Source organism: Paenibacillus sp. V4I9, from assembly GCF_030817295.1.
In the GTDB taxonomy this organism is placed as follows: domain Bacteria; phylum Bacillota; class Bacilli; order Paenibacillales; family NBRC-103111; genus Paenibacillus_E.
In genome coordinates this window covers 7,342,792-7,368,914 of the sequence record NZ_JAUSZE010000001.1, presented here as the reverse complement: position 1 = coordinate 7,368,914, position 26,123 = coordinate 7,342,792, and the positions used below count along the sequence as shown (strand labels likewise).

General features: G+C 45.7%; 19 protein-coding genes and 1 riboswitch. Of the genes, 11 read left to right on the top strand and 8 right to left on the bottom strand.

What is annotated here, in order from left to right; all coding sequences use genetic code 11:
- Nucleotides 1–50: 50 nt before the first annotated feature.
- The 3 genes from QFZ81_RS33895 to QFZ81_RS33885 all read right to left on the bottom strand — a co-directional run bounded on the left by QFZ81_RS33895 (nucleotide 51) and on the right by QFZ81_RS33885 (nucleotide 2,897).
- On the bottom strand, nucleotides 51–1,025 hold the full coding sequence (locus tag QFZ81_RS33895; RefSeq protein WP_307437014.1) for a helix-turn-helix transcriptional regulator: 975 nt from the start codon (nucleotides 1,023–1,025) through the stop codon (nucleotides 51–53).
- 118 nt (nucleotides 1,026–1,143) lie between these two features.
- Nucleotides 1,144–1,395: a helix-turn-helix domain-containing protein gene (locus QFZ81_RS33890; protein ID WP_307606265.1), complete on the bottom strand. Its 252-nt coding sequence runs from the start codon at nucleotides 1,393–1,395 to the stop codon at nucleotides 1,144–1,146.
- Nucleotides 1,377–2,897, bottom strand: a complete 1,521-nt coding sequence (locus QFZ81_RS33885; protein ID WP_307607120.1) for a sigma-54-dependent Fis family transcriptional regulator — start codon at nucleotides 2,895–2,897, stop codon at nucleotides 1,377–1,379. Before QFZ81_RS33885 ends, QFZ81_RS33890 begins: the two co-directional genes overlap by 19 nt.
- Nucleotides 2,898–3,136: 239 nt before the next feature.
- On the opposite strand from QFZ81_RS33885, the gene adh reads away from it, so the two are divergent.
- From adh to QFZ81_RS33850, 7 genes are all read left to right on the top strand, one after another.
- A complete protein-coding gene (adh, locus tag QFZ81_RS33880; RefSeq protein WP_307606263.1) occupies nucleotides 3,137–4,657 on the top strand; it encodes an aldehyde dehydrogenase in 1,521 nt (506 codons plus the stop codon).
- A 12-nt stretch (nucleotides 4,658–4,669) separates the two neighbouring features.
- The gene (locus tag QFZ81_RS33875) at nucleotides 4,670–5,035 is read left to right on the top strand and encodes a DUF779 domain-containing protein (RefSeq protein WP_307606261.1); all 366 of its coding nucleotides are present in this window, start codon (nucleotides 4,670–4,672) and stop codon (nucleotides 5,033–5,035) included.
- 18 nt (nucleotides 5,036–5,053) lie between these two features.
- Nucleotides 5,054–5,248: an RNA polymerase factor sigma-54 gene (locus tag QFZ81_RS33870; protein WP_307606259.1), complete on the top strand. Its 195-nt coding sequence runs from the start codon at nucleotides 5,054–5,056 to the stop codon at nucleotides 5,246–5,248.
- Between the two features lie 330 nt (nucleotides 5,249–5,578).
- Entirely contained in the window at nucleotides 5,579–6,775 is a 1,197-nt protein-coding gene (locus tag QFZ81_RS33865) for a ParM/StbA family protein (protein ID WP_307437021.1), read from the top strand.
- Nucleotides 6,772–7,218: a hypothetical protein gene (locus QFZ81_RS33860; RefSeq protein ID WP_307437023.1), complete on the top strand. Its 447-nt coding sequence runs from the start codon at nucleotides 6,772–6,774 to the stop codon at nucleotides 7,216–7,218. Before QFZ81_RS33865 ends, QFZ81_RS33860 begins: the two co-directional genes overlap by 4 nt.
- A gap of 34 nt (nucleotides 7,219–7,252) precedes the next feature.
- Nucleotides 7,253–7,711 carry a hypothetical protein gene (locus tag QFZ81_RS33855; RefSeq protein WP_307437027.1) on the top strand — a complete coding sequence of 153 codons (459 nt, stop codon included), beginning with the start codon at nucleotides 7,253–7,255 and terminating at the stop codon, nucleotides 7,709–7,711.
- Between the two features lie 351 nt (nucleotides 7,712–8,062).
- Nucleotides 8,063–8,155: riboswitch (cyclic di-GMP riboswitch) on the top strand.
- A 99-nt stretch (nucleotides 8,156–8,254) separates the two neighbouring features.
- On the top strand, nucleotides 8,255–14,587 hold the full coding sequence (locus QFZ81_RS33850; RefSeq protein ID WP_307606257.1) for an OmpL47-type beta-barrel domain-containing protein: 6,333 nt from the start codon (nucleotides 8,255–8,257) through the stop codon (nucleotides 14,585–14,587).
- Nucleotides 14,588–14,719: 132 nt separating this feature from the next.
- Here QFZ81_RS33850 and QFZ81_RS33845 read toward each other — a convergent pair whose 3' ends face one another.
- From QFZ81_RS33845 to QFZ81_RS33835, 3 genes are all read right to left on the bottom strand, one after another.
- Complete coding sequence (locus QFZ81_RS33845; protein WP_307606255.1) at nucleotides 14,720–15,634, bottom strand: phosphotransferase; 915 nt, start codon at nucleotides 15,632–15,634, stop codon at nucleotides 14,720–14,722.
- Nucleotides 15,594–16,652, bottom strand: a complete 1,059-nt coding sequence (locus QFZ81_RS33840; RefSeq protein ID WP_307606253.1) for a phosphotransferase — start codon at nucleotides 16,650–16,652, stop codon at nucleotides 15,594–15,596. Before QFZ81_RS33840 ends, QFZ81_RS33845 begins: the two co-directional genes overlap by 41 nt.
- A gap of 209 nt (nucleotides 16,653–16,861) precedes the next feature.
- On the bottom strand, nucleotides 16,862–18,433 hold the full coding sequence (locus QFZ81_RS33835; RefSeq protein WP_307606251.1) for a catalase: 1,572 nt from the start codon (nucleotides 18,431–18,433) through the stop codon (nucleotides 16,862–16,864).
- A gap of 152 nt (nucleotides 18,434–18,585) precedes the next feature.
- Between QFZ81_RS33835 and QFZ81_RS33830 the strand changes: the two genes are divergently transcribed.
- From QFZ81_RS33830 to QFZ81_RS33815, 4 genes are all read left to right on the top strand, one after another.
- Complete coding sequence (locus tag QFZ81_RS33830) at nucleotides 18,586–19,575, top strand: substrate-binding domain-containing protein (RefSeq protein WP_307437041.1); 990 nt, start codon at nucleotides 18,586–18,588, stop codon at nucleotides 19,573–19,575.
- Complete coding sequence (locus tag QFZ81_RS33825) at nucleotides 19,572–21,035, top strand: sensor histidine kinase (RefSeq protein WP_307606249.1); 1,464 nt, start codon at nucleotides 19,572–19,574, stop codon at nucleotides 21,033–21,035. Before QFZ81_RS33830 ends, QFZ81_RS33825 begins: the two co-directional genes overlap by 4 nt.
- Nucleotides 21,010–22,377 carry an AraC family transcriptional regulator gene (locus QFZ81_RS33820; protein WP_307606247.1) on the top strand — a complete coding sequence of 456 codons (1,368 nt, stop codon included), beginning with the start codon at nucleotides 21,010–21,012 and terminating at the stop codon, nucleotides 22,375–22,377. Before QFZ81_RS33825 ends, QFZ81_RS33820 begins: the two co-directional genes overlap by 26 nt.
- Before the next feature lie 253 nt (nucleotides 22,378–22,630).
- Nucleotides 22,631–24,079, top strand: a complete 1,449-nt coding sequence (locus QFZ81_RS33815; protein ID WP_307606245.1) for a sugar porter family MFS transporter — start codon at nucleotides 22,631–22,633, stop codon at nucleotides 24,077–24,079.
- Between the two features lie 384 nt (nucleotides 24,080–24,463).
- Here the strand turns inward: QFZ81_RS33815 and QFZ81_RS33810 are convergent, their stop codons facing one another.
- A complete protein-coding gene (locus QFZ81_RS33810; protein ID WP_307606243.1) occupies nucleotides 24,464–25,291 on the bottom strand; it encodes an ABC transporter ATP-binding protein in 828 nt (275 codons plus the stop codon).
- A gap of 2 nt (nucleotides 25,292–25,293) precedes the next feature.
- Nucleotides 25,294–26,091: an ABC transporter permease gene (locus QFZ81_RS33805; protein WP_307606241.1), complete on the bottom strand. Its 798-nt coding sequence runs from the start codon at nucleotides 26,089–26,091 to the stop codon at nucleotides 25,294–25,296.
- Between the last annotated feature and the right edge of the window lie 32 nt (nucleotides 26,092–26,123).

Sequence of the window (26,123 nt, the reverse complement as noted above, 5' to 3'; positions counted from 1 at the left end):
TTAGGTTTCACCTAAGACCCATTGTAGCCCATCTTCACTGACAGAAACGGTCAGTCAAGCTGCGCCGCCGCATAATAATTGTGTAAATTTTTAGTTACCTCAATCATTTGGTTTTGGAGCAGCTGCGGTTCTTTAATGCGAAGGGTCCCCCCATAAGTCAGAAGAAAGTATGGAAGATCATACAGGATGTATCGCTCTTCCAGTTTAAAATGTGCTTCAAGCTGCGAACGTTCTACCAACGCATGGGCCAGAAACCAATGACCACATAGATCATCTAGTGCTTGCTCTCTTCCTGTAATTTTGACAGATATGAGCTCATCTAGCTTATCCGAATCAGGCAGCACACCTGAAAGGATAAATTTGCGTGCCGAGAAATCAGCAGGCCGTTCAAAAGTCTTCTCCGTCGTATCCAACTTTCGAATACGATCGATACGAAAGCTTCGAATTTCTTTGCGAAGATGACAATGCCCTACCACATACCATTTGCTTTTCCAGCAAACAAGCCCGTAAGGATCCAAATGACGAGATTCTGTTACAGATCCGTAGCCTTTTTGATAATGCATAAATATCATTACGCTCTGAGCCACCGCGATTTCCACTTCTTGAAGCAGGGATACTTGCGAGGCATCAGCTTGAGGAAGAATGACGTCAAGACCTTGCTCATGTAGATTGATTTGATGGCGTTGTTCTTCATTGGAATACATTTTGAGCTTAGCGACGGCCTGACTCAATTTCTCTCCAAACGGATACCCCGCCTCCTGGGCAAAAGCGGCCGCATGAATTAACGCTTTTTGTTCATCTAGATCAAATATAAGCGGAGCTTCATTGAACTGACCTAGCAAGCTATAACCGCCATGATGCCCGGAATCGGCAATAATCGGGACTCCGCTGGCACATAATGCATCGATGTATCGATAAACGGTTCGGATGTTAATCTCCAGCTTCTCAGCAAGCTGCTTAGCTGTTATTCGCTTCTGAGATTTGAGCAACCACAGGATAGTAAGCATATGATCTGCTTTTGACATAACCCATATTCCTTTCCGAGGAAATGCTTTCCATATGGGTTCATCATACCACTGACAGACCGATGAAAAAACACCCAATCTCATTGAGATAGGGCGCTGGGTTTATAAAAATATATCGTTAAAATAACGTTATGCCGTACTCCTCAATTTTACGATATAGCGTCGTTCTTCCTATTTTCAATTGTCCGGCGGCCTTACTAAGGTTCCATTCCGAGGCCTTCAGCGCCTTCTTGATCGCCGTGATTTCCGCGTCCTTCAACGTGAGTGTGTGATCTTTGCCTGATCCTGCTTGCACAGACCCATCGGATTCTTCGAACGATAGATGCTCAGCGTCAATCGCCTGGCCTCCAGCTAGGAAGACTGCTTGCATAAGAATGCCGCTCTAAGCTCTCTTATATTGCCCGGCCAGCTGTAGGTTAACAGCTTTTGCTGCGCTGCTTCCGTTATGAATGGACAGGGCGAAGCATGCTTCTGGAGTAAATGCACGGCTAATGTCAAAATATCGCTTCTTTCTCGTAATGACGGCAGCGTAATATGTATCCCTTTCAACCGGTAATACAGATCAGCCCGGAATCGGCCTGCCTTTATCTCCGTGGCCAAGTCCTTATTCGTTGCTGCAATGACTCTAATGTCAATTGCTTTGCTCTTCGCGCTGCCTACCGGAGTAATCATGCCTTCCTGTAGCACTCTTAATAAAGCAGCCTGCGCACGAAGAGGCATGTCGCCTATCTCATCGAGAAAAATAGTACCCTTGTGCGCGGCCTCGAATTTCCCGGCATTGCCGTCTTTGTTCGCTCCCGTGAAAGCGCCGCGAGCATATCCGAATAATTCACTCTCGACCAGGCTGTCCGGGATGGCGCTGCAATTCAATGCAATGAACGGCTCCGCCGACCGGGTGCTAGCGGTATGAATGGATTGCGCGAACAATTCCTTCCCCACGCCGCTTTCACCCAATAATAAGACGGGAAAATCAGTCGTAGCCGCCTTCTTGGCTAGTTCTTTCTTCTGTATGATGGTCGGACACGTGCCGACAATATCCCTAAACGCATACAAATGCTGCTCGTTTGCCGCTTGCTTCTGAATGGAGACGAACTGCCACAGCTTCTGATGCTCATTATGAATAGTTTTGACAGAAAAGCCTTCCAACTTCGTAAACACTTTGCCAATTGCGTCACTACCAACAATGCGGATGGCGGCATGATTAGCACGAAGGATGCGGTTATCCCGGCTTAGAGAGAGCAGTGGTAAAGGATGATTTTGTGAGGAATGCTCGAGTTCTTTGAGGGTAATGAGATGCTCCTTCTTCGACTCTTCCAGCAGAATTTTGTTCTGCAGGGAATGGGCTGCCATACAGGCAAGTGTAAACGTATAGGCGTGGTAATTCTCTTGTTTGCCGCTAATATTGATGATACCGATCAGCTCGCCGATTGAATTGAAGACGGGTGCTGAGGCGCAGGTCAAGAAGTGATTGGAGTTGAAATAATGCTCTTCGGCATGCACACGTACGGGTTTTTTCTCTGCGAGGGCGACACCAATGGCATTTGTTCCTTTTCTTCTCTCGGCCCAATTTGCTCCTACTTGCAGCTGAACCGCTAACGCCCGGCGGGAGAAATCGATATCTCCGACTGTGTGAATAATGGTTCCCTCCGAATCGATAAGCAGTGCCATCTGGCCGGATTGCTTGATGCTTGTGTGCATTTGCTCGAATATTTGCTCCGTGTAATGTATGGTTTGCTCGTTTTGCCTTAATAGAGATTGAATGTGGTTTCCGGTTAAGATGTCATCGTCAATGGGGTCGGTGTGCATTAAACCAAGTTCGTGACAGCGCTTCCAAGATGACGCCGCCGCTTCTGATAAAAAGTTATTTTCCACGGATAGCAAAAATAAACACCTCCATTGCAATCGGTTTCCTAATCCGATCATATCATAGATGCTTTTATTAATGGAGTACTGAAAGAAAGAATGTCCCAAAATGGAACACTTCCGTTGTTTCAGAGCGGAACAAAAACTAGTAAGCGCTCACCATATTGCCTTATTGGACGGTATTTAATATGTTGGCACGATCCTTGCTTATATATTTAACGTATTCCATTTTAAGGAGGCTGAGCTAGATGATTTATGCACAACCTGGACAAAACGGATCAAAGGTTACGTTTAAAAAACGGTACGAAAATTTTATCGGAGGAAAGTGGACAGCGCCTATTAAGGGCCAATACTTTGACAATCCATCACCTGTAAATAATCGCGTTTTCTGCGAGGTTCCTCGTTCATCTTCAGAGGATATCGAGCTGGCTTTAGATGCTGCGCATGCTGCAAAGGACGCATGGGGGCGCACGTCCGTTGCGGAGCGTGCCGTCATTTTAAATAAAATTGCCGATCGCATGGAAGCGAATTTGGAAATGCTTGCGGTTGCCGAGACCTGGGATAACGGGAAGCCGGTTCGGGAAACGCTTGCGGCTGATCTGCCACTGGCGATCGATCATTTTCGCTATTTTGCAGGATGCATTCGCGCCCAGGAGGGTTCGCTCAGCCAATTGGATGACAATATGGTGGCTTACCATTTTAATGAGCCTCTTGGCGTCGTCGGTCAGATTATACCGTGGAACTTTCCACTGCTTATGGCGACATGGAAGCTTGCTCCGGCACTTGCGGCCGGAAATGCGGTCGTCCTGAAGCCCGCTGAGCAAACGCCGGCATCCATACTGGTGCTGATAGAGCTCATTCAAGATTTGCTGCCGCCGGGCGTACTTAATATCGTCAACGGTTTCGGACTTGAAGCCGGCAAACCGCTTGCTTCGAGCAGCCGGATCGCGAAAATCGCCTTTACCGGCGAGACGACGACAGGCCGCTTAATTATGCAGTATGCTTCGCAAAACCTGATACCGGTCACCTTGGAGCTGGGTGGCAAGTCGCCGAATATTTTCTTTGAGGATGTGGTCGCAAGTGATGACGCTTTCTTCAATAAAGCGCTCGAAGGCTTTGCGATGTTCGCCTTGAATCAAGGAGAAGTCTGCACCAGCCCGTCACGCGCATTAATTCAGGAATCGATTTATGATCAATTTATGGAAAGAGCTTTGAAGCGAGTCGCTGCCATCAAACAGGGCAACCCTCTGGATACGGAAACGATGATTGGCGCACAAGCCTCTACCGAGCAGGTTGAGAAAATTATGAGCTATATCCATATCGGTGCACAGGAAGGCGCCGAATGCCTGATCGGCGGAGGTCGGGCAAAGGTAGAAGGAGATATTTCCGACGGCTACTACATTCAGCCGACCGTTCTGAAGGGGCATAACAAAATGAGAATCTTCCAAGAGGAGATTTTCGGACCGGTTCTTTCCGTTACGACGTTCAAGGATCAGGAAGAGGCGCTGGCGATCGCCAATGACACGCTCTATGGTCTTGGCTCCGGCGTATGGACGCGCGACATGAACACGGCCTACCGGATGGGGCGCAGCATTCAAGCCGGCCGCGTATGGACGAATTGCTACCATGCGTATCCTGCCCATGCGGCCTTCGGCGGCTATAAGAGCTCGGGCATAGGCCGCGAGAATCACAAAATGATGCTCTCCCATTACCAGCAAACCAAAAATCTACTCGTCAGCTACAGCCCCGACGCACTGGGCTTCTTCTAAGAGAGCTGTACGATGACGATAGAAGTGAGCAAGGTTGTTGCTACCGATGCCGCTCTAGAGCTAATCGAAATCGTAAAGGCCAAGCATGGCCCTGTCATGTTCCATCAATCCGGCGGCTGCTGCGATGGCAGCTCTCCGATGTGTTACGCGCAAGGGGAGTTTCTTATCGGCGACAGCGACGTATGGCTAGGGGAAATAGGCGGCGCACCCTTCTATATGAGCAAGTCGCAATACGACTATTGGAAGAATACGATGCTCATCATCGACGTGGTGCCCGGCAGAGGCGGGATGTTCTCGCTTGAGGGGCCGGAAGGGCGGCGCTTTCTGACTCGTTCGAGGATGTTCTCGGATGAGGAGCGGCGTGTGTTGGGTCTCTAAGCTTTTTTATAGGATACGATGAAAACCCTGTTCTCTTCCTTGACGAAGGGAGCAGGGTTTTTTGAGCTGCAGCCAGAGTTTTACAAGAAAGGCTCCTCTCATATTAGGCCTATGACTATGAAGCAAATCGCAGAAAGGCTGTATGTGCATGATTCAACGGTAAGCCGTACCGTAAATAATGGCAAGTTGTACAGCGTGCAACAATTTCCTTGATTTCTTCCAGGCAAGCTAAGGATGTTGTATGTTGTACAACAATTTAGCCTCTTTATATGAGTTAGAGCTACTTTTGGCAGGAATTGTTGTGTTTTTTGCAACATTCGCAAAGTTTAAACTTTACATTTAAATCCTAAACTTTAAAGCTTAAATCTTAACGTTTAAATCGTACAAGTTAAAGTTTAAATCTTAAACTTCAAATTTTAAACTTTAAACTTCATTCCAACTAGCTGCTAAAAATACCAATTTCTCCAAATACCCTCTCAATTGGCCCTTGTAACGCGAATCTTTATATAAACTCAAATAAGGCCACCGGAGAGGGGAATAGACTTGACAAAGAACGAAGTCTTAACCACTACCATCACGCTGTCTATTGATAATGGCAGCAGTCACGTTAAAGTGATTTACGACCATTTGGACAATAACTTTATTTTCCCTAATGTACTAGCGCAACCGTTTGGTGAACGATTTCTTTTGATGGAACAAGGTGATCCCCTGGATTTTCTTGACGTACAGATTACATCGCCTTCGATAGAGAGCGATCAGTACCGACATGTTTACGTGGGTAACTTAGCGATCGGTGACGAAGGGATTATTCATGAAATTGTAGGGGATAAAGCGGTGCAAAAGAAGGCCCAGAGACCCGAAACAATGGTGACACTCCTTACGGCTGCGGCGTATGCCATTGCCAAGAAACATGAGGATGCCATCAGGCGGGGGAAAAAGCGGATAAAAGCCGCTGTCAACTTGGGTACAGGTCTGCCGATTCGTGAAATAACGAAATTCCGCGAGGAATTTGCTCATAAGATTACAGGAGGCGTACATTCCGTTACATTCGGGACGACCCCCGTATTTAAAGGGATAACGGTGGAAATGGAATTTTCGCTTCCTACCGATATCAGCATAGACGATGTTTCCGGTGTTTACGACCTTGAGGCTACTTCCAAATCACATCTATCCCACAAAGGCTTCGGCATTGCGGATGTAGGCGGTGTCGACATGGATATCGCGTTCTTCAAACCCGGTCTCGATCTGGATCAACGGCACTCTACCGGCGCTAAGATCTACCTCAATGATGCTTTAGAGAGCATTCGCAACGAGGTTAATTCACAAGGCGAGGAATTAATCGCAAGCACGGCGGAATTGACCCTCATGTTGGTCAACAAAGAGTATGAGATTTATGCGGAGGGTAAGGTTGTTTTTGACATGACAAGCCTTATTAACCGGCATATGCGCATATTAGCGGAGAAAGTGCTGAAATACGCCCGTAACTCTTGGAAGCATGTACGCTACGCCAATGAGTTTTGGTTCATCGGCGGTGGAGCGGTCGTTTTGCAGCCTTGGATTGAGAAATTAAACGCCGAGCTGGGCCTGCCCATTAAGTTTGATACCGTGGAACACAGCCAATTCCGAAATGTGCGAGGCACCTTTCTTATGCTTGACCACGCGCTGAAACATGCGGACGAATCCGCGGCGGCTAGTGCTGACTCTGAAGGAGTATCCGAGAGCGGGAGCGAATCGGATTGAAAAAGCGGAGATCCACCGTTTACGTTCGTTCAGGTAAGGATGTTACCCTGTATATTCCGTCAGACACACCGCCTGAGGTCATCGATTATTTAAACCAATTGAAAATGGAAGGCATTTTCAGTCAAGGAATCATGGATATTTTGACAAGGTATGTTCGAGAAGAGCAATCGGGTAGGAGACCGATTACGGAATTATTTCCCGGGAAAAAAATGGTCTCGGACATGGATGAGGCCGTTTCTCTAGCAGACAGCTATAGTGACATGGAGTCGGCAGAGCCTATTGAACCTGCTCATGAAGCGAATGATGATTTCAACCAGCCAAAGAAGGAGATCCCGGATGCCAATGATCAGAAAAAATTCAGTTTGGCGCAAATATTCCGGCAATCTCGGCACAATTCGGGAAAGCTAGTACAGCCCTCGGATCATGGCAACAATAATGAGTAGGTGAACTCCATGGTAATGAAAAGGAGGACATCAGATGGACAACGGACAAGCTAAGGACGCAGCGCGTCATTTTAATCTTTCAGATGAAGTTTTTCACCATCCCGGCATGGATATTTATACACAAATGACCTTTATCGTCTTGAAATGTTTTTCTTCGGAATCGAACATTCCAGGATTATCTGATATTGCTAAGCTCGGTCGCATGAATCTCAAGCAGGCGACTAAAGCTTTGCAGCAACTCGTAGAGCTGAGAATTGTCTCGCACAAAATATTCCGCCGTATGGTTGGAGATTTCCAAGACGATCGGCTTTCCTGGGCTGCTAAGGGCTTGCTTACGTTTTGCAAAGAGAACCCGAACATCAACCTAGACGATCTAGTGGAACTATCCAGTGAATCGGGCGAGGATGAACATAGCATACGCAAGGCTCTTAAGGAATTGAACGAATATGGGTACTTGGAAGAGTACCCTGTATGGAGCAAAATTGCTAACTAAGGTATAGCGGAAGGACAGAATTAATTTTGTGAAACACTCTGGAAGTCTGAGGGTACTTAAAATAGACCATGCTATCTACGTTTGTAGAAGCATGGTCTATTTTTTGTTTGAAAGACTCTAAATAGTTCAATGTTTATCTTGTATACAACATTATATGTAAGGGGTATCAATTCAAATATTGTCGAATTTACAATGTTAGTTTCATAAATATAGGAAAATCATTGAATTTTAACTAATAAAGAAGATCAAAAGTACTAGAATATATGCGGATCATGAATCTTATAGTTAAATTTACCTATTCAAATTACTAGGAATATAGTATTATGGCAGAGATAGAAGTATCGAAATCTCAAGTGAAAAGGGCAAATTACAGGAAACTGTGAGACGCAAAGCCAAGGGCCTGAAACGCGTATTAAAAAACGTGCATGGTAGCCGGTTACCACAGGGAATCATAGTGTTTTTCTATGAACCTTGTTTAAGGTTCTTTTCTTTTTTTGAGATCTATCAATCCTTATTATAAGAAGGGAAGGGAGTCAGATGTCAATGAAGAAATCAAGACAAATGTCTATGGTTCTCACACTGCTTTTATTTGTTCAATTAATCTTTCCAGCCTTACATGCGTGGGGAGCAACAGACAACGGAACCATCTTACCTCCAAGCAATCTTGCTACTCAACTTCTAACGCCTGATGATGTGAAATTAACGTGGAGCCCGGTGTATGGAGCTACAGGATACACTGTATACAGCATCACCTATGGGCAGCTTATTAATGTCGGGACAACGACAACAGCTTCTTTTACCATAAATGACCTGACAGAGGGCTCATACAGTTATGTAGTGTCTACTTTAAGTTCAGGTGGCGAATCGGGCCCATGTGCTCCGGTGAATATCAATATCACTTATCCTGATATGATTGCCCCGGCTACATTAACGTACACCATACAAAATGGTAACAATATCGTTTTGAACTGGGGAACTGCTCCTAATGTACAAACATATAATTTGTATGTAAATCAAGAAGGCGGAAGAAAGTTAGTCTATTCGGGGACAGCGAGAACTTTTACCGTCAACAACGCCGCAGAGGGAATATATACATATACAGTAACAGCTAGCCATCCTTTGTATGGCGAATCTCCAAACTCAACAGCAGTAGAAGCTGCTATAGGAAATCTGACGATGACGGCTCCTAGCGGTTTAACGTATACGGTGGCTACCGATGACGTTACACTAAAGTGGAATACTGCTGCTTATGCAACCGGCTATAACGTCTATCAAATTATTGATAATCAAAAAGTATTAAAAAGCAGTAAAATAACGGGAAAAACCGTATCCTACATGAATTTGCCCGCTGGAAATTATACATACATGGTTCACTCTTTCAGTGACCGTTTCGGAGAGTCTGTCGAGGGCAGCACGATTTCATTAACCGTAGGAACGATGGTGCCGCCAAGCAACCTGACTTTTAAACTTCAAAATGTGAACGACGTGGTACTTACTTGGAGTGCTGCGACCAACGCAACCTCTTATAAAGTTTATCAAGTAATCGATGGAGAAAAAGTGTTGAAAAACACAGTAACCGGTACGACGGTTACATTTACGAATATGCTGACCGGCGATTATGTATATGAGGTCCATTCGCTAAGCAACTTGTTCGGCGAGTCAACAGACGGTAGCACCGTTTCCTTGACTGTAGGATCGGTCACGATGACGCCTCCGGCAACGTTAGCTTCCAAATTACAAAACCTAACCGATATCGTGCTGACTTGGACGGTTGCACCGAATGCTACCTCCTACAAAATCTATCAAGTTATCGGTGATGAAAAAGTACTGAAAAGCACGGTAACAGGCACGACAGTTACCTACGTCAACCTGCCTGCGGGTGATTATTTATACGAAGTTCATTCTGTTAGTACCCGTTTTGGTGAGTCTGCCGAAGGAACCCAAGTTGCCTTAACGGTAGGGGAAGTAGTTATGGCTGCTCCTGGTAATTTCGCATACAAATTCCAGAATGTAAATGATGTTGTACTGACCTGGACGGTTGCACCCAATGCTACGGCTTATAAAGTGTATCAAATCGTAGATGGTTCGAAGGTACTTAAAAGTACAGTAGCCGGAACGACCGTGACCTATACGAATCTGGCATCAGGGAATTACACATATGAAATTCACTCCAATTCCACACGATATGGAGAATCGGCTGAAAGTGCCCAGGCAACTTTCTCTATCGTACTTCCAACAATGCTGCCGCCATCTAATTTGGTGCAGAGTGTAACATCGGCTACGGCGTTTTCATTAAACTGGGACGCAGCAGCAAACGGTAACAGCTATAAAGTGTATCAAATTGTTAACGGTCAAAAAGTATTGAAAAGTACAGTAGCGACAACAAAGGTATCTTATAGCAACATGGAGCCTGGTGATTATACGTATGAAGTTCATACGGTTTCAACACGGTTTGGAGAATCTCCAGAGGGAACGATATTGACATTCACTTTGAACGACCAAACGATGCAAGCTCCTGCTAGCCTGACTTACAGTTTGGCGAATGCGAATGATCTTACATTAAAGTGGACCTCTGTACCTAACGCAACAAGTTATAAAGTATACCAGGTTATTGATGGCCAAAAAGTCTTGAAAAGTACGCTGACAGGCTTAACGGTAACCTATGCAAACATTCCTGGTGGGGACTATCAATATGTAGTAGATTCCTATTCAACGATTTTAGGAGAATCCCCAGAGGGAGCAGAGGTTAGCTTCAATTTGATTCTGCCGACAATGGTAGGACCGGGTAATCTGGCAGCTAAGGCGCAGAATGGTAACGACGTGGTTTTAACATGGGTTGCAGCACCTTATGCTAACAGCTATAAAGTTTATGAAATTATTAATGGTGCTGAGGTTCTAAAAAGTACAATGACCACGTTAGCAGTAACGTACACGAATGTGACAGCAGGGGATCATACGTATGTTGTTCACTCTGTTAGTACTAAATTTGGAGAGTCGCTGGAAGGAAGCAAAGTGAGCCTATCCATAGTTTTCCCAGTGATGCAAGCGCCGGGAAGTCTGACCCAGACGATTGCAAATGGTAATGACATTACTTTAAAGTGGGGAACTTCAACTTACGCTACATCTTATAAAATTTATCAAGTAGTTGATGGTGAAAAGGTGTTGAAAAGCACACTGACAGGAACAACTGTAACATATACCAATATGCCAGCAGGTGACTATACCTATGAAGTGCACTCTTATAGCAGTCGCTTTGGTGAGTCTCCGGAGGGAGAAGAGCTCTTATTCAAGCTGGTACATCCGATCATGGAAGCACCGGGTAATGTGACGAAAAGTGTCACGAATGGCAATGATATTACTTTAAAATGGGGAACCGTAACTTACGCTACGGCTTATCGTGTCTACCAAATCGTAGATGGTCAAAGAGAATTGAAAAAAACACAAACGGGTACAACTGTAACGTTTACCAACATGCCAGAAGGTGACTACAATTATGAGGTTTACTCCTATAGTGATCGATTCGGTGAATCTCCGAAGGCAGTGATCTCAACTTTCACTTTAACTTGGCCGGTACTTCAGCCTTCGCAATTGAAAGGAACAGTCACGAATGCTAATAATCTAACATTAACTTGGATGACGGCAACTTGGGCAAATGAATATCGCGTTTATGAGGTGACAGGCGATACTCGCCAATTAATGTACAAAGGTGCGGCTTTAACAACCCAGCTATTCAACCTGACAGAAAAAACCCATTATTACGAATTAGTGATTTATAATACACGTTTTGGAGAGTCTGCACCTTCCAATCGGTTAAATTTTGATATTATTTTCCCTGACATGCAGTCCCCAGTGGCAAGTTCGAGGCTGCTAAGTCAAACGAGCGCTGTAATTACATGGAATTTTGTCACATACGCTAATGGTTATAACGTGTATGAAATTGTAAATGGACAACCGATATTGCTAGTTAAAAACTTAAACAACTTGTCCTATACAGTAAATAACCTATCTTATGCGAACCACCTATACTATGTATCTTCGTATAGTAATTCATTTGGTGAATCGGATCCTTCCAACACAGTTGAGGCAAAGCTGATTGTCGATACTGAAGCACCGGTAACGACAGCAACTGCACCAACGGATTGGACGAATCAAAGTGCTGCAGTAACATTGTCGGCAACCGATAATGAAACGGGAGTAGCAAATACGTTCTATTCATTGAACGACCAAGCTTTCGTACCGGGGACTGCCGTTACTGTTAGCCAAGAAGGATCGAATAAAGTATCTTTTTATTCTGTAGATAAAGTAGGTAACAAGGAAGCGACAAAAATCATTTATGTAAAGATTGACAAAACGGCTCCAGTAACAAAGGCAAGCAATATTCAAGGATGGTCTAAGGAAGCAATTGTGACGCTGGCGGCAACAGATGATCAAAGCGGCGTAGCCAAGACGTTGTACTCCGTGAACGGCGGAGACTATGCAGAAGGCACGAGCGTGACGGTGAGTCAAGAAAACGTGAGCCAAGTGAGCTTCTACTCGGTTGACCAAGCGGGCAACGCAGAGAAGGCACAGACCGTAGAAGTGAAGATTGACCGTACAGCACCAGTGACTACAGCGACGGCGACAGAAGGCTGGACGAAGTCCGATGCAATCGTGACGCTGGCGGCAACAGATGATCAAAGCGGCGTAGCCAAGACGTTGTACTCCGTGAACGGCGGAGACTATGCAGAAGGCACGAGCGTGGCGGTGAGTCAAGAAGGCGTGAGCCAAGTGAGCTTCTACTCGGTTGACCAAGTGGGCAACGCAGAGAAGGCACAGACCGTAGAAGTGAAGATTGACCGTACAGCACCAGTGACTACAGCAACGGCGACAGAAGGCTGGACGAAGTCCGATGCAATCGTGACGCTGGCAGCTGCGGATAGCCAAAGCAGCGTAGCCAAGACGTTGTACTCCGTGAACGGCGGAGACTATGCAGAAGGCACGAGCGTGACGGTGAGTCAAGAAGGCGTGAGCCAAGTGAGCTTCTACTCGGTTGACCAAGCGGGCAACGCAGAGAAGGCACAGACCGTAGAAGTGAAGATTGACCGTACAGCACCAGTGACTACAGCGACGGCGACAGAAGGCTGGACGAAGTCCGATGCAATCGTGACGCTGGTAGCTACGGATGGCCAAAGCGGCGTAGCCAAGACGTTGTACTCCGTGAATGGCGAAGGGTATGCAGAAGGCACGAGCGTGACGGTGAGTCAAGAAGGCGTAAGCCAAGTGAGCTTCTACTCGGTTGACCAAGCGGGCAACGCAGAGAAGGCACAGACCGTAGAAGTGAAGATTGACCGTACAGCACCAGTGACTACAGCGACGGCGACAGAAGGCTGGACGAAGTCCGATGCAATCGTGACGCTGGCAGCTGCGGATAGCCAAAGCAGCGTAGCCAAGACGTTGTACTCCGTGAACGGCGGAGACTATGCAGAAGGCACGAGCGTGACGGTGAGTCAAGAAGGCGTGAGCCAAGTGAGCTTCTACTCGGTTGACCAAGCAGGTAACGAAGAGAAGGCACAGACCGTAGAAGTGAAGATTGACCGCACAGCACCAGTGACTACAGCGACGGCGACAGAAGGCTGGACGAAGTCCGATGCAACCGTGACGTTGGCAGCTGCGGATGGCCAAAGCGGCGTAGCCAAGACGTTGTATTCCGTGAACGGCGGAGGGTATACAGAAGGCACAAGCGTGACGGTGAGTCAAGAAGGCGTAAGCCAAGTGAGCTTCTACTCGGTTGACCAAGCAGGTAACGAAGAGAAGGCACAGACCGTAGAAGTGAAGATTGACCGCACAGCACCAGTGACTACAGCGACGGCGACAGAAGGCTGGACGAAGTCCGATGCAACCGTGACGCTGGCAGCTGCGGATGGCCAAAGCGGAGTAGCCAAGACGCTGTACTCCGTGAACGGCGGAGACTATGCAGAAGGCACGAGCGTGACGGTGAGTCAAGAAGGCGTGAGCCAAGTGAGCTTCTACTCGGTTGACCAAGCAGGTAACGAAGAGAAGGCACAGACCGTAGAAGTGAAGATTGACCGCACAGCACCAGTGACTACAGCGACGGCGACAGAAGGCTGGACGAAGTCCGATGCAACCGTGACGCTGGCAGCTGCGGATGGCCAAAGTGGAGTAGCCAAGACGCTGTACTCCGTGAACGGCGGAGGGTATACAGAAGGCACAAGCGTGACGGTGAGTCAAGAAGGCGTAAGCCAGGTCAGTTTCTACTCGGTTGACCAAGCAGGTAACACAGAGAAGGCACGGACCGTAGAAGTGAAGATCGACCGCACGGCACCGGAAATCACAATGAATTTGAATAACGAGTACAAACTCAACACGATGTTAACAGTAAGTTATTCTACACGAGATATATTGTCAGGCGTTGTTTCCGATAGTGTGACAATTAAAGAGCCAGGCGAATCTGTGGGTAAACCAATTGCTAATGAAAGTGCAATTAAATTGGATAAGCCTGGGACCTATACAATCACAGTAAACGCAAGTAATGCTGCAGGCTTAAGTACTACGATTCAAAAACAGTTTGTTGTTTACATTGCGGGTTCCATTGAAGTAACACCAACAGTAATCAAAGGCAATAATGGTGTGTTTACCGTTCGTGTGAATTTACCGGAAGGGTTCAAAAGCGAAGGATTTGACCTTAATACGGTTACACTTAATGGTGTTAAAGCATTAACAAGCAACAATGGTTACTATAACCAAGCGAAGAACGGACAATTCAAATTCGAACGCTCCGATTTTACTTGGACAGGACCAAATGAAAACCTAGAATTCCAAGGCTATTTAAATGGATTTTTGGTAATCGGTCAGACCATCGTGAAAGTACAAAAGTAATGTAAAGAGGGCTTGCAGGTGAAAAGTTACCTGAAGAAGCACTAAAAGAAGCAGATAAGAAAACGAAATAAGTGCAAAAATCCCCAAGTTCACTCTAATGTGAGCTTGGGGGTTTTTGCGTTTAAACTCCAATTACAGTAAAGCCCTAAGCTCACGCTGATACTTATTCAAATGCGCGACTGTAGGAATAATCTCTTTGGCCGAACGAATACCGCCAATCCGAATGTTCCGGACCACATGATAAGGTGCAGATAAAAGTGCATGAAGAAGGCAGAGATCAGAAGAGCTCAATGGACGATATCTCTGATAATAATCAATCCAACGAAGCATCTCCGAACCGTCCCAGAGGCAATTTCGGTGAAGAATATGGGACAAATCCTTCATTCTGGTGTGTAGCGAAGTGTTGTCAAAATCGATCAAATGCAGCTTCCGCCGTTTGTCTTTCATGAGATTGGGATAATTGTAATCGCCATGAACAAAGGCAGAAGCTTTTTGTTCCGTATCGATGGCCTCTATCACTTTGGGCTGTTGTAAATGGGCAAGTACGTCCTCACTAAGTGCTGCTAAATGTGCTGTAATTTTGTGTGAACTGAGCAGGGTTTTATATTCGGTAATTTCGTGATCCAGCCCCATATATCGAATTCTTGCTTCCGGAGCTTCGACTGTAGGAAATCCTTCCGCTATGGAATGGAACTTAGCTAAAGTTCGAATGCCTCTCTTTAAGTCTTTCCTCCTCGTAAAGTCCGGCCTCTGTCCATCAACCCAATTCGTTAACGTGTAGAAAAGGCCATCATGAGTCATGTACGGGGAGTGCTCCACTGTAGGAGAAACCTTTTGACTGCGAGTAAAACCACGCTCATCCATATAGGATAGAATCCGGGTAATAAACCGGACCTCCTCTTCTGGGAAAGCGTAACTTTTTAAACAATAAGTCTCGTTCGTGGTCCGAATCTTATAAATATCTTTTATTTGAAAAGTTTCTTTAATTTTTATGCCATATATTTGTTCAACCTGTGACTTCATTGACGACTTCATGGACATCTTCATGCTCATTCTCCTTAGGGATTGATTTTGTCCATTCATCTAATAAATCCATTGCTTTTAACCGGGGATGCCAGGTTTTTTCCAAAATATCAAGCATTTCACGGCTTCTAGAGTGATTAGGGAACCGAGTAGCGTGCCAAGCTTCCCGTGGTAATCCATATAAGGACGAAATTAATTTGCGCTCGGTCTCGTTTAAAGGACGGCGTTCTTCGTACCCCTTTAACAACGCTAATATGAAATCGGGATTGAATTGTGTTGTGTTCATGAGCGCTTTCGCTAGATCCACATAGATGGAACCAACTTTAACACGGTCCCAATCGATAATGAAGAGCTGGCCGTTTTCAGAAATGATGACATTAGGGGAAGTAATATCGTTGTGTATCAATGCGGGATGCTTCGCTTCCTTATCCAAAAGAGTTTTGATCTCGGGGCTGCTTAAGTTAGCCCATGCCCGATTGGTAAGGCGCTTACAGTATTTTCCGTATTTTTTGTACCATTTGCGGTTCCGTTCATGCGTTTGGATAGCTGCTGCCATTCGTCTACGAAAGAGTCGATCTTGGATTTTCCATAATTCGATTTGTTTATACGTGAAGGGCCCTTTAGTGTCAAGGAGACCACTGGATGTAGTATGTAGAGTGGCAAGGGCCCGGCCAAGCTCTTCAAAATCTTCGTTCGTTGCCAGATTTCTTCCGTTTATCCATTCCGTCATATAGAAGGGGCGTCCGCGATGTAAAGTCCATAATTTCCCAGAATGGGTAGCGAGCCATTTGGGCATGTAACTGAATCCGCTATTCATCAAGAGTTCTATATACGCTGCCGTTGTTTTCATTTGATGAACGGTACTCGTGCGGAGGAGTGTATTTCGAAAAAAGGGTTTCATGGCATAGGTGCCAGTTTCCGTTTGTACTTGAATAATAGCGTTTTCTCGGTAAAAGGAAGCAACCATGCCTGATCTCAACGGCAGCAGGCCGAAGCGGCGAGTAATTTTGCGAATTCGGTGTTTCGTATAGGGATTTGCCATGTAGCAACCTCACTTTATTTAAGATGGGTAAGGAGTAGCTAATAGCTAGACTATTCATTAAGGGATACGTCTGTATGGTCTAATACCATGAGTGCAGCAAAAAACTTTCCGTTCGGACAGTGTGGGAAACGAAAAAATGACCGGAAGGCTGTGAGCCTTGCGCGGTCATTTCCTGAAACAAGTGTTTCGTCACTAATTTGTGCTAATCTTTAATATCCATCTGTACGCTTTCCTGAGTTCTCTGCAATTTCAGCTCCATCTCTTTCAGAAGCGGAACCGAGGTGTGCTGAATCGACGTTAGCTTGAGCAAGACCTTCAGAAACACGTCGACCGTAATCAGAATCGGCCTTTGTAAAATGCTCGATCATTGTATTCTGGATAATTGGCTTACATATCTTTAGTGCATTTACCAAATTCGCAATTAATTCATCACGTTCCCAATCTTCAAATTTGCGGTAGGTATCTCCGGCTTGTTTGAAGTCATTGGTTCGGCTAATTTTTTCACGGACTAATTTGTCATTATACATAGGCTGATGTTCTTTACCTGAAGGAGTCGCTTCTTTTAACCCGCCAAGCGAGGAGGGCTCGTAATTCACATGCGGATTCTGCCCGGGTGCCCGATCAACCATGATGGCCATTTGCCCATCCCGTTGGTTCGTGGCTACACGTGTTTTGGGGGCGTTAATCGGCAGCTGAAGATAGTTCGTTCCCACGCGGTATCGCTGGGTATCGGAGTAGGAGAATGTTCGGCCCTGCAGCAGCTTGTCATCGGAAAAATCAAGACCATCTACCAGAACCCCCGTACCGAAAGCTGCCTGCTCGACTTCAGCAAAGTAATTTTCGGGGTTTTTATTCAGCACCATTTTGCCCACAGGTAAAAAAGGAAATTGTTTATGATCCCAAAGCTTAGTCGGATCAAGCGGGTCGAAGTCGAGCTCAGGATGCTCGTCATCACTTAAGATTTGAACGCAGAGCTCCCACTCCGGGTACTCGCCTCGCTCAATTGCTTCATACAAATCCTGCGTGGCATGACTTACGTTTTTCCCCTGTATGCCTTCAGCTTCCTTTTGAGTCAGGTTCTTCATTCCTTGCTTCAGCGGTTCCCAATGATATTTGACTAATACGGCTTGCCCCTCTTGGTTGACCCACTTGTAGGTATTCACACCAGAACCTTGCATTTGTCTATAGTTGGCTGGAATCCCCCATGGAGAGAAAAGGAATGTAATCATGTGAGTGGCTTCAGGAGAATTCGATACAAAATCGAACATTTTCTCTGGGTTTTGCAGGTTGGTAACAGGGTCTGGTTTGAAGGCATGAACCATGTCCGGGAACTTCAATGGATCGCGAATAAAAAATATCTTCAAGTTGTTGCCGACTAAGTCCCAGTTACCGTCTTCGGTATAAAACTTTGTGGCGAACCCACGGGGATCGCGAAATGTTTCCGGAGAGTAATTGCCGTGAACGACTGTAGAAAATCGGACAAATACAGGGGTCTGTTTACCTGCCTCTTGAAAAAGTTTGGCACGAGTATAGCTAGATATAGGATCATTACCGACTTTACCATAGGCCTCAAAATATCCATGGGCACCGGCACCGCGTGCATGTACAACACGCTCTGGAATTCTCTCCCGATCAAAATGGGATATTTTTTCGATATAGTGGTAGTTTTCGAGCGTTGAAGGCCCTCTATTTCCAATCGTTCGTATGTTTTGATTATCTGAAATCGGATGACCTTGTCGATTCGTTAAGGTCATCCCTTGGTTATCTTTGTCTTTGTCCATTGTCCCCAAATCATCCTTCCTTAAATTGTTAGTAGTACCTTTTGCTATGTATAGGAAAATTATTCATAATCGAATACTAAACGTAATTTCCGTTTTATCTGCAGGCTTTGTATAATAAGTCTATATTTTTTACTAAACCTCGGGGGTGCTCCATGGCAAATAACAAGTGGACTGTGGGGCTGATAGGCATATTTCTTGTTTTCTGTTATTTTTTATTCCAGTTTTTATCTTCCACGCTTAAGATTGATCACCTGGTCGGGCAAATGGAACAGAGCAAGGTAGAGGATAAACGTATCAAGCACGTTGTACTTATAGCCCAAGAGATTGATAATCCATTCTGGAGAACGGTGGAACTGGGAGCAAAAGAAGCCGCGGCGCAGCTGGGTATGAAGATTGATTACATGGGGCCGATTCGCATAAATCCTGCTGAACAAATGAATCTCCTGGAGAAATCGATTGCTGCCAAACCGGATGCCATTATCGTGCAAGGGATAAAGGAGCAGCACTACGATCAACTGATCAGCAAAGCAATAGATCAAGGTCTTCCTGTGATCACAGTAGATGCGGATGAGCCGGAGAGCCGGCGACTTGCCTACGTGGGAACAGATAATTGGGAAGCGGGCAAACGCATGGGAGAGCTTGTAGTGAAAGCTGCTGGCGGGAAAGGCCGTATCGGCGTCATGATCGGAAGCGAACTGGCGGACAATCAACAGCTGCGTCTAGAGGGTTTCCGTTCAATTATTCGAAGTACGCCAGGCTTTGAAATCGTAGCTGTCCACTCATCGAATATTTCACGGATTCAAGCCGCTAAGCAGACAGAAGCTATGTTAAACCAATACGCAAGTATTCAGACGATGGTCGGATTTAGCTCCTTAGATGCTGTTGGTATTGTGGAAGGACTGAAGGCAGCGAATCGAGCAGATGTAAGCGTGTACGGATTTGATGACCTGGAGGAAACCAAGCAGGGTATCTCCCAAGGAGCAATCCTAGCTTCCGTCGTTCAGCAGCCTAAAGAGATTGGATTCAAATCCGTTTATTTGCTGGCGGAAATTTTCAAAGGGAACTCCATTCCGGTCCAGCACTTCACCACTACGGAAATTCTGGATAGAGACCATTTGAAGGCAAGTGTGGGCAGCCCATGAATATACGTAGAATGCTATTTATTGTCATCCCGGTGCTTTTTATCTTGAATAACGCAGTCGCTTATTTCATCTTTGAAAGCGGAAGAACGGTGCAGCAAAGCTATAATGTGATGCTGGATCGGGTATTATTGTACAAGCAAATTGCCGGACAAACGCAGGGGAATCTTCATGCTCTGAATGTTTACTTAATGGATCGAACGGAGAACAGCCGCAAGACATATATAGGTCAGAGGGATGAGCTCAATCATCTGCGGGAAAGCTTGTCTGCACAGAAGACGACAAATACAACTACTGATCTTACAGTCCGCAGCTATCGCAATATGATCGATACTTTTATAGGGCAAGAAGCGGGTGTAATAGAGGCTTTAAATAGCCAAGGCTCTTTGACATATGCGGCTTTCTACGAAGAGGCTGAGCAGACAGCAGCGTTCATCCAAGATGAAGGACATCATCTTATTGACTTGGAACTCAGTTATTATCAGCCCTTCTACAGACAAATTCTTATCCAAACGGAAGTTATGAATCATTGGGGAGTGGCTATCTTTATCTTGAATACGCTGATAAGCGTGTTGTTTGCTTATTGGATCTCCCTAGGTATTACCCGACCGATCAAGCAGTTGGCCTTAACGGCTCAACAAATTTCAGACGGGAATTTGCAAGCGCCCCCTCCGCAGATTAGCGAGCGTAATGAGTTTGGAATGTTATCTAAGGCTTTTGGGCGCATGCAGGATAATTTGAAAGAACTGATTATGAAAGAGAAAGAAAGCTTGGAAAAGGACAAGCTGGTCAAAGAGTTGGAGCTGGAAGTTTTGCAAAATCAGATAAATCCGCACTTTCTCTTTAATTCCTTGAATGTCATATCCAAGCTTGCTCTGCTTGAGGGTGCTGAGAAAACAAGCGATCTTACGGTATCCATGTCGAATCTTCTTCGGTATAATCTTCGGAAATTGGATCGTCCTGTGACACTCAGGGATGAGGTCGAGCATGCCAAAGAGTACTTTACCATCCAACAGGCCCGCTTTCGCGACCGGATTCAGTTTGTAACGGATATTGACGAGAGCGGACTGGGTGTGTTTGTTCCCATGCTAACCCTTCAACCGATACTTGAGAACGTCTTTGTCCACGGTATTGAGGGAATGGAAGAAGGGGCTGAGATTAAGCTGGTTATTGCATGCGGACCTGGTGAGGTAAGGGTTGCCATATCGGATAATGGGATCGGTATGAGCGAGGAGGTCCGCGAGTCTCTGCTTCACTTCGAATCCGAACCGCTGCTTGGCCAAGAAAAGGGACAATCCACGGGATTAGGGACGCGTAATGTGTTTAAAAGACTCGAATTATTCTATGGTAGGAAGAATCTTGTAGATATTCACAGTGAGCCGGGCCGAGGGACGACTGTTCTTATCCGGATGCCTGCTGCAGGAAAGGAGGATGGAGATGTATCGCCTACTGATCGCAGATGATGAAGCTTTAGAGAGAGAAGGCATTGAATGGATTGTTACCCGAATGATGCCGAATACCTTTGAAATTATTCATGCAGAGAATGGTCGCGTGGCTATTCAAAAGGCAGATGAATTTCGGCCGCATATCGTGCTGATGGATATCAGGATGCCGGGCATTCAAGGCCTTGAAGCGTTAAAGGAAATTAAGGCTCATAGTCCGCAGATCAAGATGGTTCTGGTTACGGCCTATGAACAATTTGAATACGCTAAAGAAGCCCTTTCCTTGGGGGTAAAGGAGTACTTGATTAAACCGGCAAAGCGTGATCAAGTCGTCGCACTCCTCCAGCGGATGGTAGCTGAAATAGATCAGGACCAAAGAAAACGCGATGAGGAGTTCGCAATGCGCGATAAGTACTTCCAGCTGCTTCCGCTGGCGGAAACGGAAATGGCTCTGGTCTTTATGTCAGATCAAGTGAATGAAACCGAGGTGGGGTATCTGGCTGATATCCTCGAGCTTGCCATAGACAAAGGATGTGCGCTTGTGCTCGCCTTGCCGGAATTCGGGCATACATCCGAGCAGGAATTAGGCATCGAAAAGAAAAAGGTTTACGAAACGGTAAAAAACTGCGCCAAAGGATTTATCAAGAATAGGGTCGGTTGTGTGGTCAGTTCTATGGTCCATCGGCATATGGTCATTTTTCTTCTCGAGAAGGCAGAAATCAAGGATGAGATACTGCAAGAAGAGGCTCACTTCCTAGGCGCTAAGCTGGTGGAGACACTTCATCAACAACGTAGTATAGACGCGAATGTAGGCATCGGATCCGTCCAAGTGGATATTGAAGGAATAAGGAGATCGTATTTTGAAGCCGTCTTCGCATCTACTTATCCTAAAAATTGGGGTAACCTTTGTTCTTTTGAGAATTTGAAAATGCTTTCCCTAGAAGGGGAGCGGGAAACGGCTGATAAGTTGATTGCAGACAATACTTCTGAACGTACTTACGTGGAATTGGCAATCAAACGAATCCGCGAGGAACGTGAACAGCGAACATGGAGTGTCCTAGACAACGCCATCACGTTCATTCAAGATAAATTCCGTGAGGAGCTTTCCCTCGAAGACGTGGCTGAGCATGTCCACTTGAACCCGTATTATTTCAGCAAAGTATTCAAGCAGCAAACGGGAGAAACCTTCATTGATTATGTGACAAGGCTGCGGATCGAAAGGGCCAAAGAATTCATAAGGGACGGGCAATTCAGCTTAAAGGAAGTCTGTTATATGGTGGGTTATAAAGACCCAAATTATTTCAGCCGAGTATTTAAAAAGGTAACAGGGGTAACGCCTACCGAATACCGCAACCAACTTTAAAAGAGGGTTCATGCTGAGATGCATGGACTTTTTTGTTTTTACCGAACAAAAATGTGCTAGTCTGCTGCCCTATATCTGACGGTTAATTACAGGCATCAATATTATGCTTGTAAACAACAAATAAGTGAAGGGAATTGGCCCCTAACTTGAACAAAACGCATGGTATAATGAGTCTCGCATTAGACGATTTACGATTTGTTCATGATAAAAGACTCGCATGAAGGTGCGGATAAGTCAGGAGGGATAATCGCTTATGAGCTCACATATAAACAATCAAGACCAACAAGTAAGCATGAAGTTTGTAACGCTAGTTTCGATGGTTGCCGCTTTGGGCGGTGTATTATTTGGATTTGATACAGCTGTTGTGTCGGGTGCAATCGGTTTTATGAAAGAACGTTTCGGCCTCAGTGAGGTGGAAGTGGGTTGGGCGGTCTCCAGCTTAATCATCGGGTGTATCGTTGGAGCAGCAGGAGCTGGTGTGTTGGGGGACAGGTTCGGCCGGAAAAAAGTGCTGATTATGGCTGCGATCCTATTTATTATCGGTTCCATTGGTTCCGCCATTCCAGATACGTTCACCGGTTATATTATTGCCCGCATTATTGGCGGACTTGGGATTGGTATTACCTCAACGCTATGCCCTCTTTATAACGCAGAAATAGCGCCTGCCAAGTATCGCGGCCGTCTTGTTGCCCTCAATCAGTTCGCAACGGTGACCGGTATCTTCCTCGTATATTTCATTAATATGGGCATTGCGGGGTATGGCGACGATGCGTGGGATATTTCAACAGCTTGGCGGTGGATGTTCGGCTTCGGGGTTCTTCCGGGCTTACTCTTCTTAGTACTGCTTTTCTTTGTGCCTGAAAGTCCGAGATGGTTGATCAAGCAGGGGAAAGCAGCAGAGTCTCTTCCGATTTTGCTTAAGATTCACGGCGACGAACTGGCCAGACAGGAAGTATTGGATATCAAGGAATCGTTCATACAGGAAAGCGGATCGATCCGCCAACTGTTCAGCCCTGCTTTGCGGCTTGCATTAATCGTAGGTGTGGGGCTTGCTGTTCTACAGCAAGTTACGGGAATCAATGCGATTATGTACTATGCCCCAGAAATTTTTAAAGCAACGGGTGCTGGCACGAATGCTTCGCTGATTCAGACCATTTTGGTCGGTTTGATTAATTTCCTCTTCACCATTCTTGCTATCTGGCTCATCGATAAGGTAGGACGTAAGGCTCTTTTACTTGTAGGATCTGCCTCCATGACAGTGTGCCTAGTCGTTATAGGCGCCGCCTTTCAAACGGGACAACCTTCAGGGCCATTGGTGCTAATCTTTATTTTACTGTATGTGGCTTCCTTTGCTGTATCGCTTGGGCCTGTCGTGTGGGTGATTATGTCCGAAATTTTCCCGAACCGTATTCGTGGAAAAGCTACGGCGATAGCTTCCATGGTACTATGGACAGCGGATTATATCGTATCGCAGACCTTTCCTCCGATGCTTGGTTCTGCAGGGCCAGCGGTGACATTCTGGATATTCGGTTTCATGTCCTTGCTCACTTTCTTTTTCACTTGGCGTCTTGTGCCCGAGACAAAGGGGAAATCGCTGGAGGAAATCGAAGCCTTGTGGTCTTCCAGAAAAGCTTCTAATTGGAATAAAAGCAAAGAAGAAGGCATCCCATATAGAACTTTTCCCAACACGACTGAATCCTGAGCCCTCGTCGTGGTGCGGTAGGGCGGTTGTCGAGCCCCTTTTACCATGAAAAGGAACGACGGATCGTTATTTTGAGCAAATGAGAGCTAAACAGGCATCTCACGGAACGTGAAGACCTTATTTGTTTAAAAAACACGCTGCAGACGCAAAAACGGCCAAATAACGAATCGTCGTTCCGCTTGAACCCAAATTTGAGCAGATCTCAGTGAAATAACGCCTCCTCGTTCCGTATAGATGGGTGGTATTAGGAACAGGTCACACCTATGATGTGAAAAGAACCTCGACTCCACAAAAGGAGCTTGAGGTTCTTTTTTTCACATCGCATCTAGGTTGAGCCAGGTAACAATTATGAAAATCCCTTGGTTGCTGCCAGTTACTACGGCTTCATAACACTTTAAAGCTTTCTTCCCGAATATAAGAGAGCAATTCCTGCGTCATATCAAAAAACGCTTTGGTATGTTTGATTTCATAGTTTCGGGGCCGATCAAAGGGTACAGCTACGGTTTGCTTAATTTTACCTGGTCTCGCTGTCATGACATGCACAATATCTCCAAGAAAAATCGCTTCGTCGACGTCATGTGTAATGAAGAGAATAGTCTTTTTGGTGCCTTCCCAAGCTTTGAGTAAGATTTCCTGCATAATCAAACGGGTTTGTGCATCCAATGCGCCGAATGGTTCGTCCATCAATAATATTTCGGGATCATTGGCAAGCGCTCGAGCGATGGCAACACGTTGTTTCATGCCTCCTGAAAGCTGGGCGGGAAAGTGATGCTCGAAACCGGTGAGTCCGATTAAGTTCAAATAATGGCGGGCTATTTCTTTACGCTCTGCTTGCCGAATTCCTTTCAATTCTAGGCCGAAGGAGATATTGTCCTCTACGGTCAGCCATGGAAATAGGGTATAGGTTTGAAACACCATTCCACGATCAATACCGGGTTCTGTTATTTCTTTTCCTTTAAAAGTTACTTTTCCTGAGGAAGCTTGCTCTAGCCCCGCGACAATTCTTAGAATGGTTGATTTTCCACAGCCGGACGGACCAAGAATAGTAATGAACTCGCCTTCATTAATGGTCAGGGATGTTTCTTGAAGGGCTGTTACATCCCCTTTTTTCGTAGGAAATACTTTGGAAATTTGTTCGATGACGAGTTGATTCTTTTTGACCAAATGCAGCGAGGATGGTATCGTTTCTTGTTTTTTAGGTAGAGAAGACAAGTTTATTTCCCCCCTTTATTGAGGTAGGCGAAGGCTTTTTTATAAAATAATTTGAACAGCAAATCAGTGATTAAACCCAACAAACCAATAATGATAATGCCCATAATGACTTTATCGGGACGCAGAAAGCGAGAGGATTGCATGATCATATAGCCTAAACCTGAGCTTGCCCCAACAATTTCGGCAACGATTAGATACGTCCATGCCCATCCAAAGGTAATACGCAGTGTGTCGACAATGCCTGGTTTGGCTGCTGGATAGATGATTTTGCGGAAAATTTGCCAGTTTGTCGCGCCTAAGGTATAAGAAATTTCGACTAAATCTTTGGATACATTTTTGGTGACATCCATAATCATTAGCGTTAGCTGGAAAAACGTTCCGAAGAAAATAATCGTCATTTTTTCCGATTCGCCGATTCCAATCCATAGAATGAATAAGGGGATGAAAGCAGAAGCCGGCATGTAACGGATAAAGCTGATCATGGGTTCAAAAAAGGACTGCACGGAGCGCAAACATCCCATGAACAAGCCTAAGGGAACGGCAATAATGGCAGCAAAGGCAAATCCTAAAACGACCCGTAAGAGACTATCCCATATATCGCGGTTCAGGCTGCCTTCCTTCATCAGATTCACAAAAGTATCCAATACTTTGCCTGGAGACGGTAGAAATATAGGTTTGACCCAACCGCTGAACGTCATCAATGACCATAGCAGAATCAGTAGGACAAACGCGGAAACGCCTAACCGCATGGCGGCAGCTTTTGGGATTTCTTTCATAGGTGAGAACCACTTCTTTATCATGGGCTTGCCTCCTTCATCCGAGGGATTATCGA

Excerpts from the sequence above, each read along its gene's own strand:
- QFZ81_RS33835 (WP_307606251.1), bottom strand. The coding sequence starts at position 18,433 with ATGGACAAAGACAAAGATAACCAAGGGATGACCTTAACGAATCGACAA.
- QFZ81_RS33815 (WP_307606245.1), top strand. The coding sequence starts at position 22,631 with ATGAGCTCACATATAAACAATCAAGACCAACAAGTAAGCATGAAGTTT.
- QFZ81_RS33845 (WP_307606255.1), bottom strand. The coding sequence starts at position 15,634 with ATGAAGATGTCCATGAAGTCGTCAATGAAGTCACAGGTTGAACAAATA.
- QFZ81_RS33820 (WP_307606247.1), top strand. The coding sequence starts at position 21,010 with ATGTATCGCCTACTGATCGCAGATGATGAAGCTTTAGAGAGAGAAGGC.
- QFZ81_RS33875 (WP_307606261.1), top strand. The coding sequence starts at position 4,670 with ATGACGATAGAAGTGAGCAAGGTTGTTGCTACCGATGCCGCTCTAGAG.
- QFZ81_RS33830 (WP_307437041.1), top strand. The coding sequence starts at position 18,586 with ATGGCAAATAACAAGTGGACTGTGGGGCTGATAGGCATATTTCTTGTT.
- QFZ81_RS33825 (WP_307606249.1), top strand. The coding sequence starts at position 19,572 with ATGAATATACGTAGAATGCTATTTATTGTCATCCCGGTGCTTTTTATC.
- QFZ81_RS33895 (WP_307437014.1), bottom strand. The coding sequence starts at position 1,025 with ATGTCAAAAGCAGATCATATGCTTACTATCCTGTGGTTGCTCAAATCT.
- QFZ81_RS33840 (WP_307606253.1), bottom strand. The coding sequence starts at position 16,652 with ATGGCAAATCCCTATACGAAACACCGAATTCGCAAAATTACTCGCCGC.
- QFZ81_RS33870 (WP_307606259.1), top strand. The coding sequence starts at position 5,054 with ATGAAAACCCTGTTCTCTTCCTTGACGAAGGGAGCAGGGTTTTTTGAG.
- QFZ81_RS33855 (WP_307437027.1), top strand. The coding sequence starts at position 7,253 with ATGGACAACGGACAAGCTAAGGACGCAGCGCGTCATTTTAATCTTTCA.
- adh (WP_307606263.1), top strand. The coding sequence starts at position 3,137 with ATGATTTATGCACAACCTGGACAAAACGGATCAAAGGTTACGTTTAAA.
- QFZ81_RS33890 (WP_307606265.1), bottom strand. The coding sequence starts at position 1,395 with ATGCAAGCAGTCTTCCTAGCTGGAGGCCAGGCGATTGACGCTGAGCAT.
- QFZ81_RS33805 (WP_307606241.1), bottom strand. The coding sequence starts at position 26,091 with ATGATAAAGAAGTGGTTCTCACCTATGAAAGAAATCCCAAAAGCTGCC.
- QFZ81_RS33850 (WP_307606257.1), top strand. The coding sequence starts at position 8,255 with ATGAAGAAATCAAGACAAATGTCTATGGTTCTCACACTGCTTTTATTT.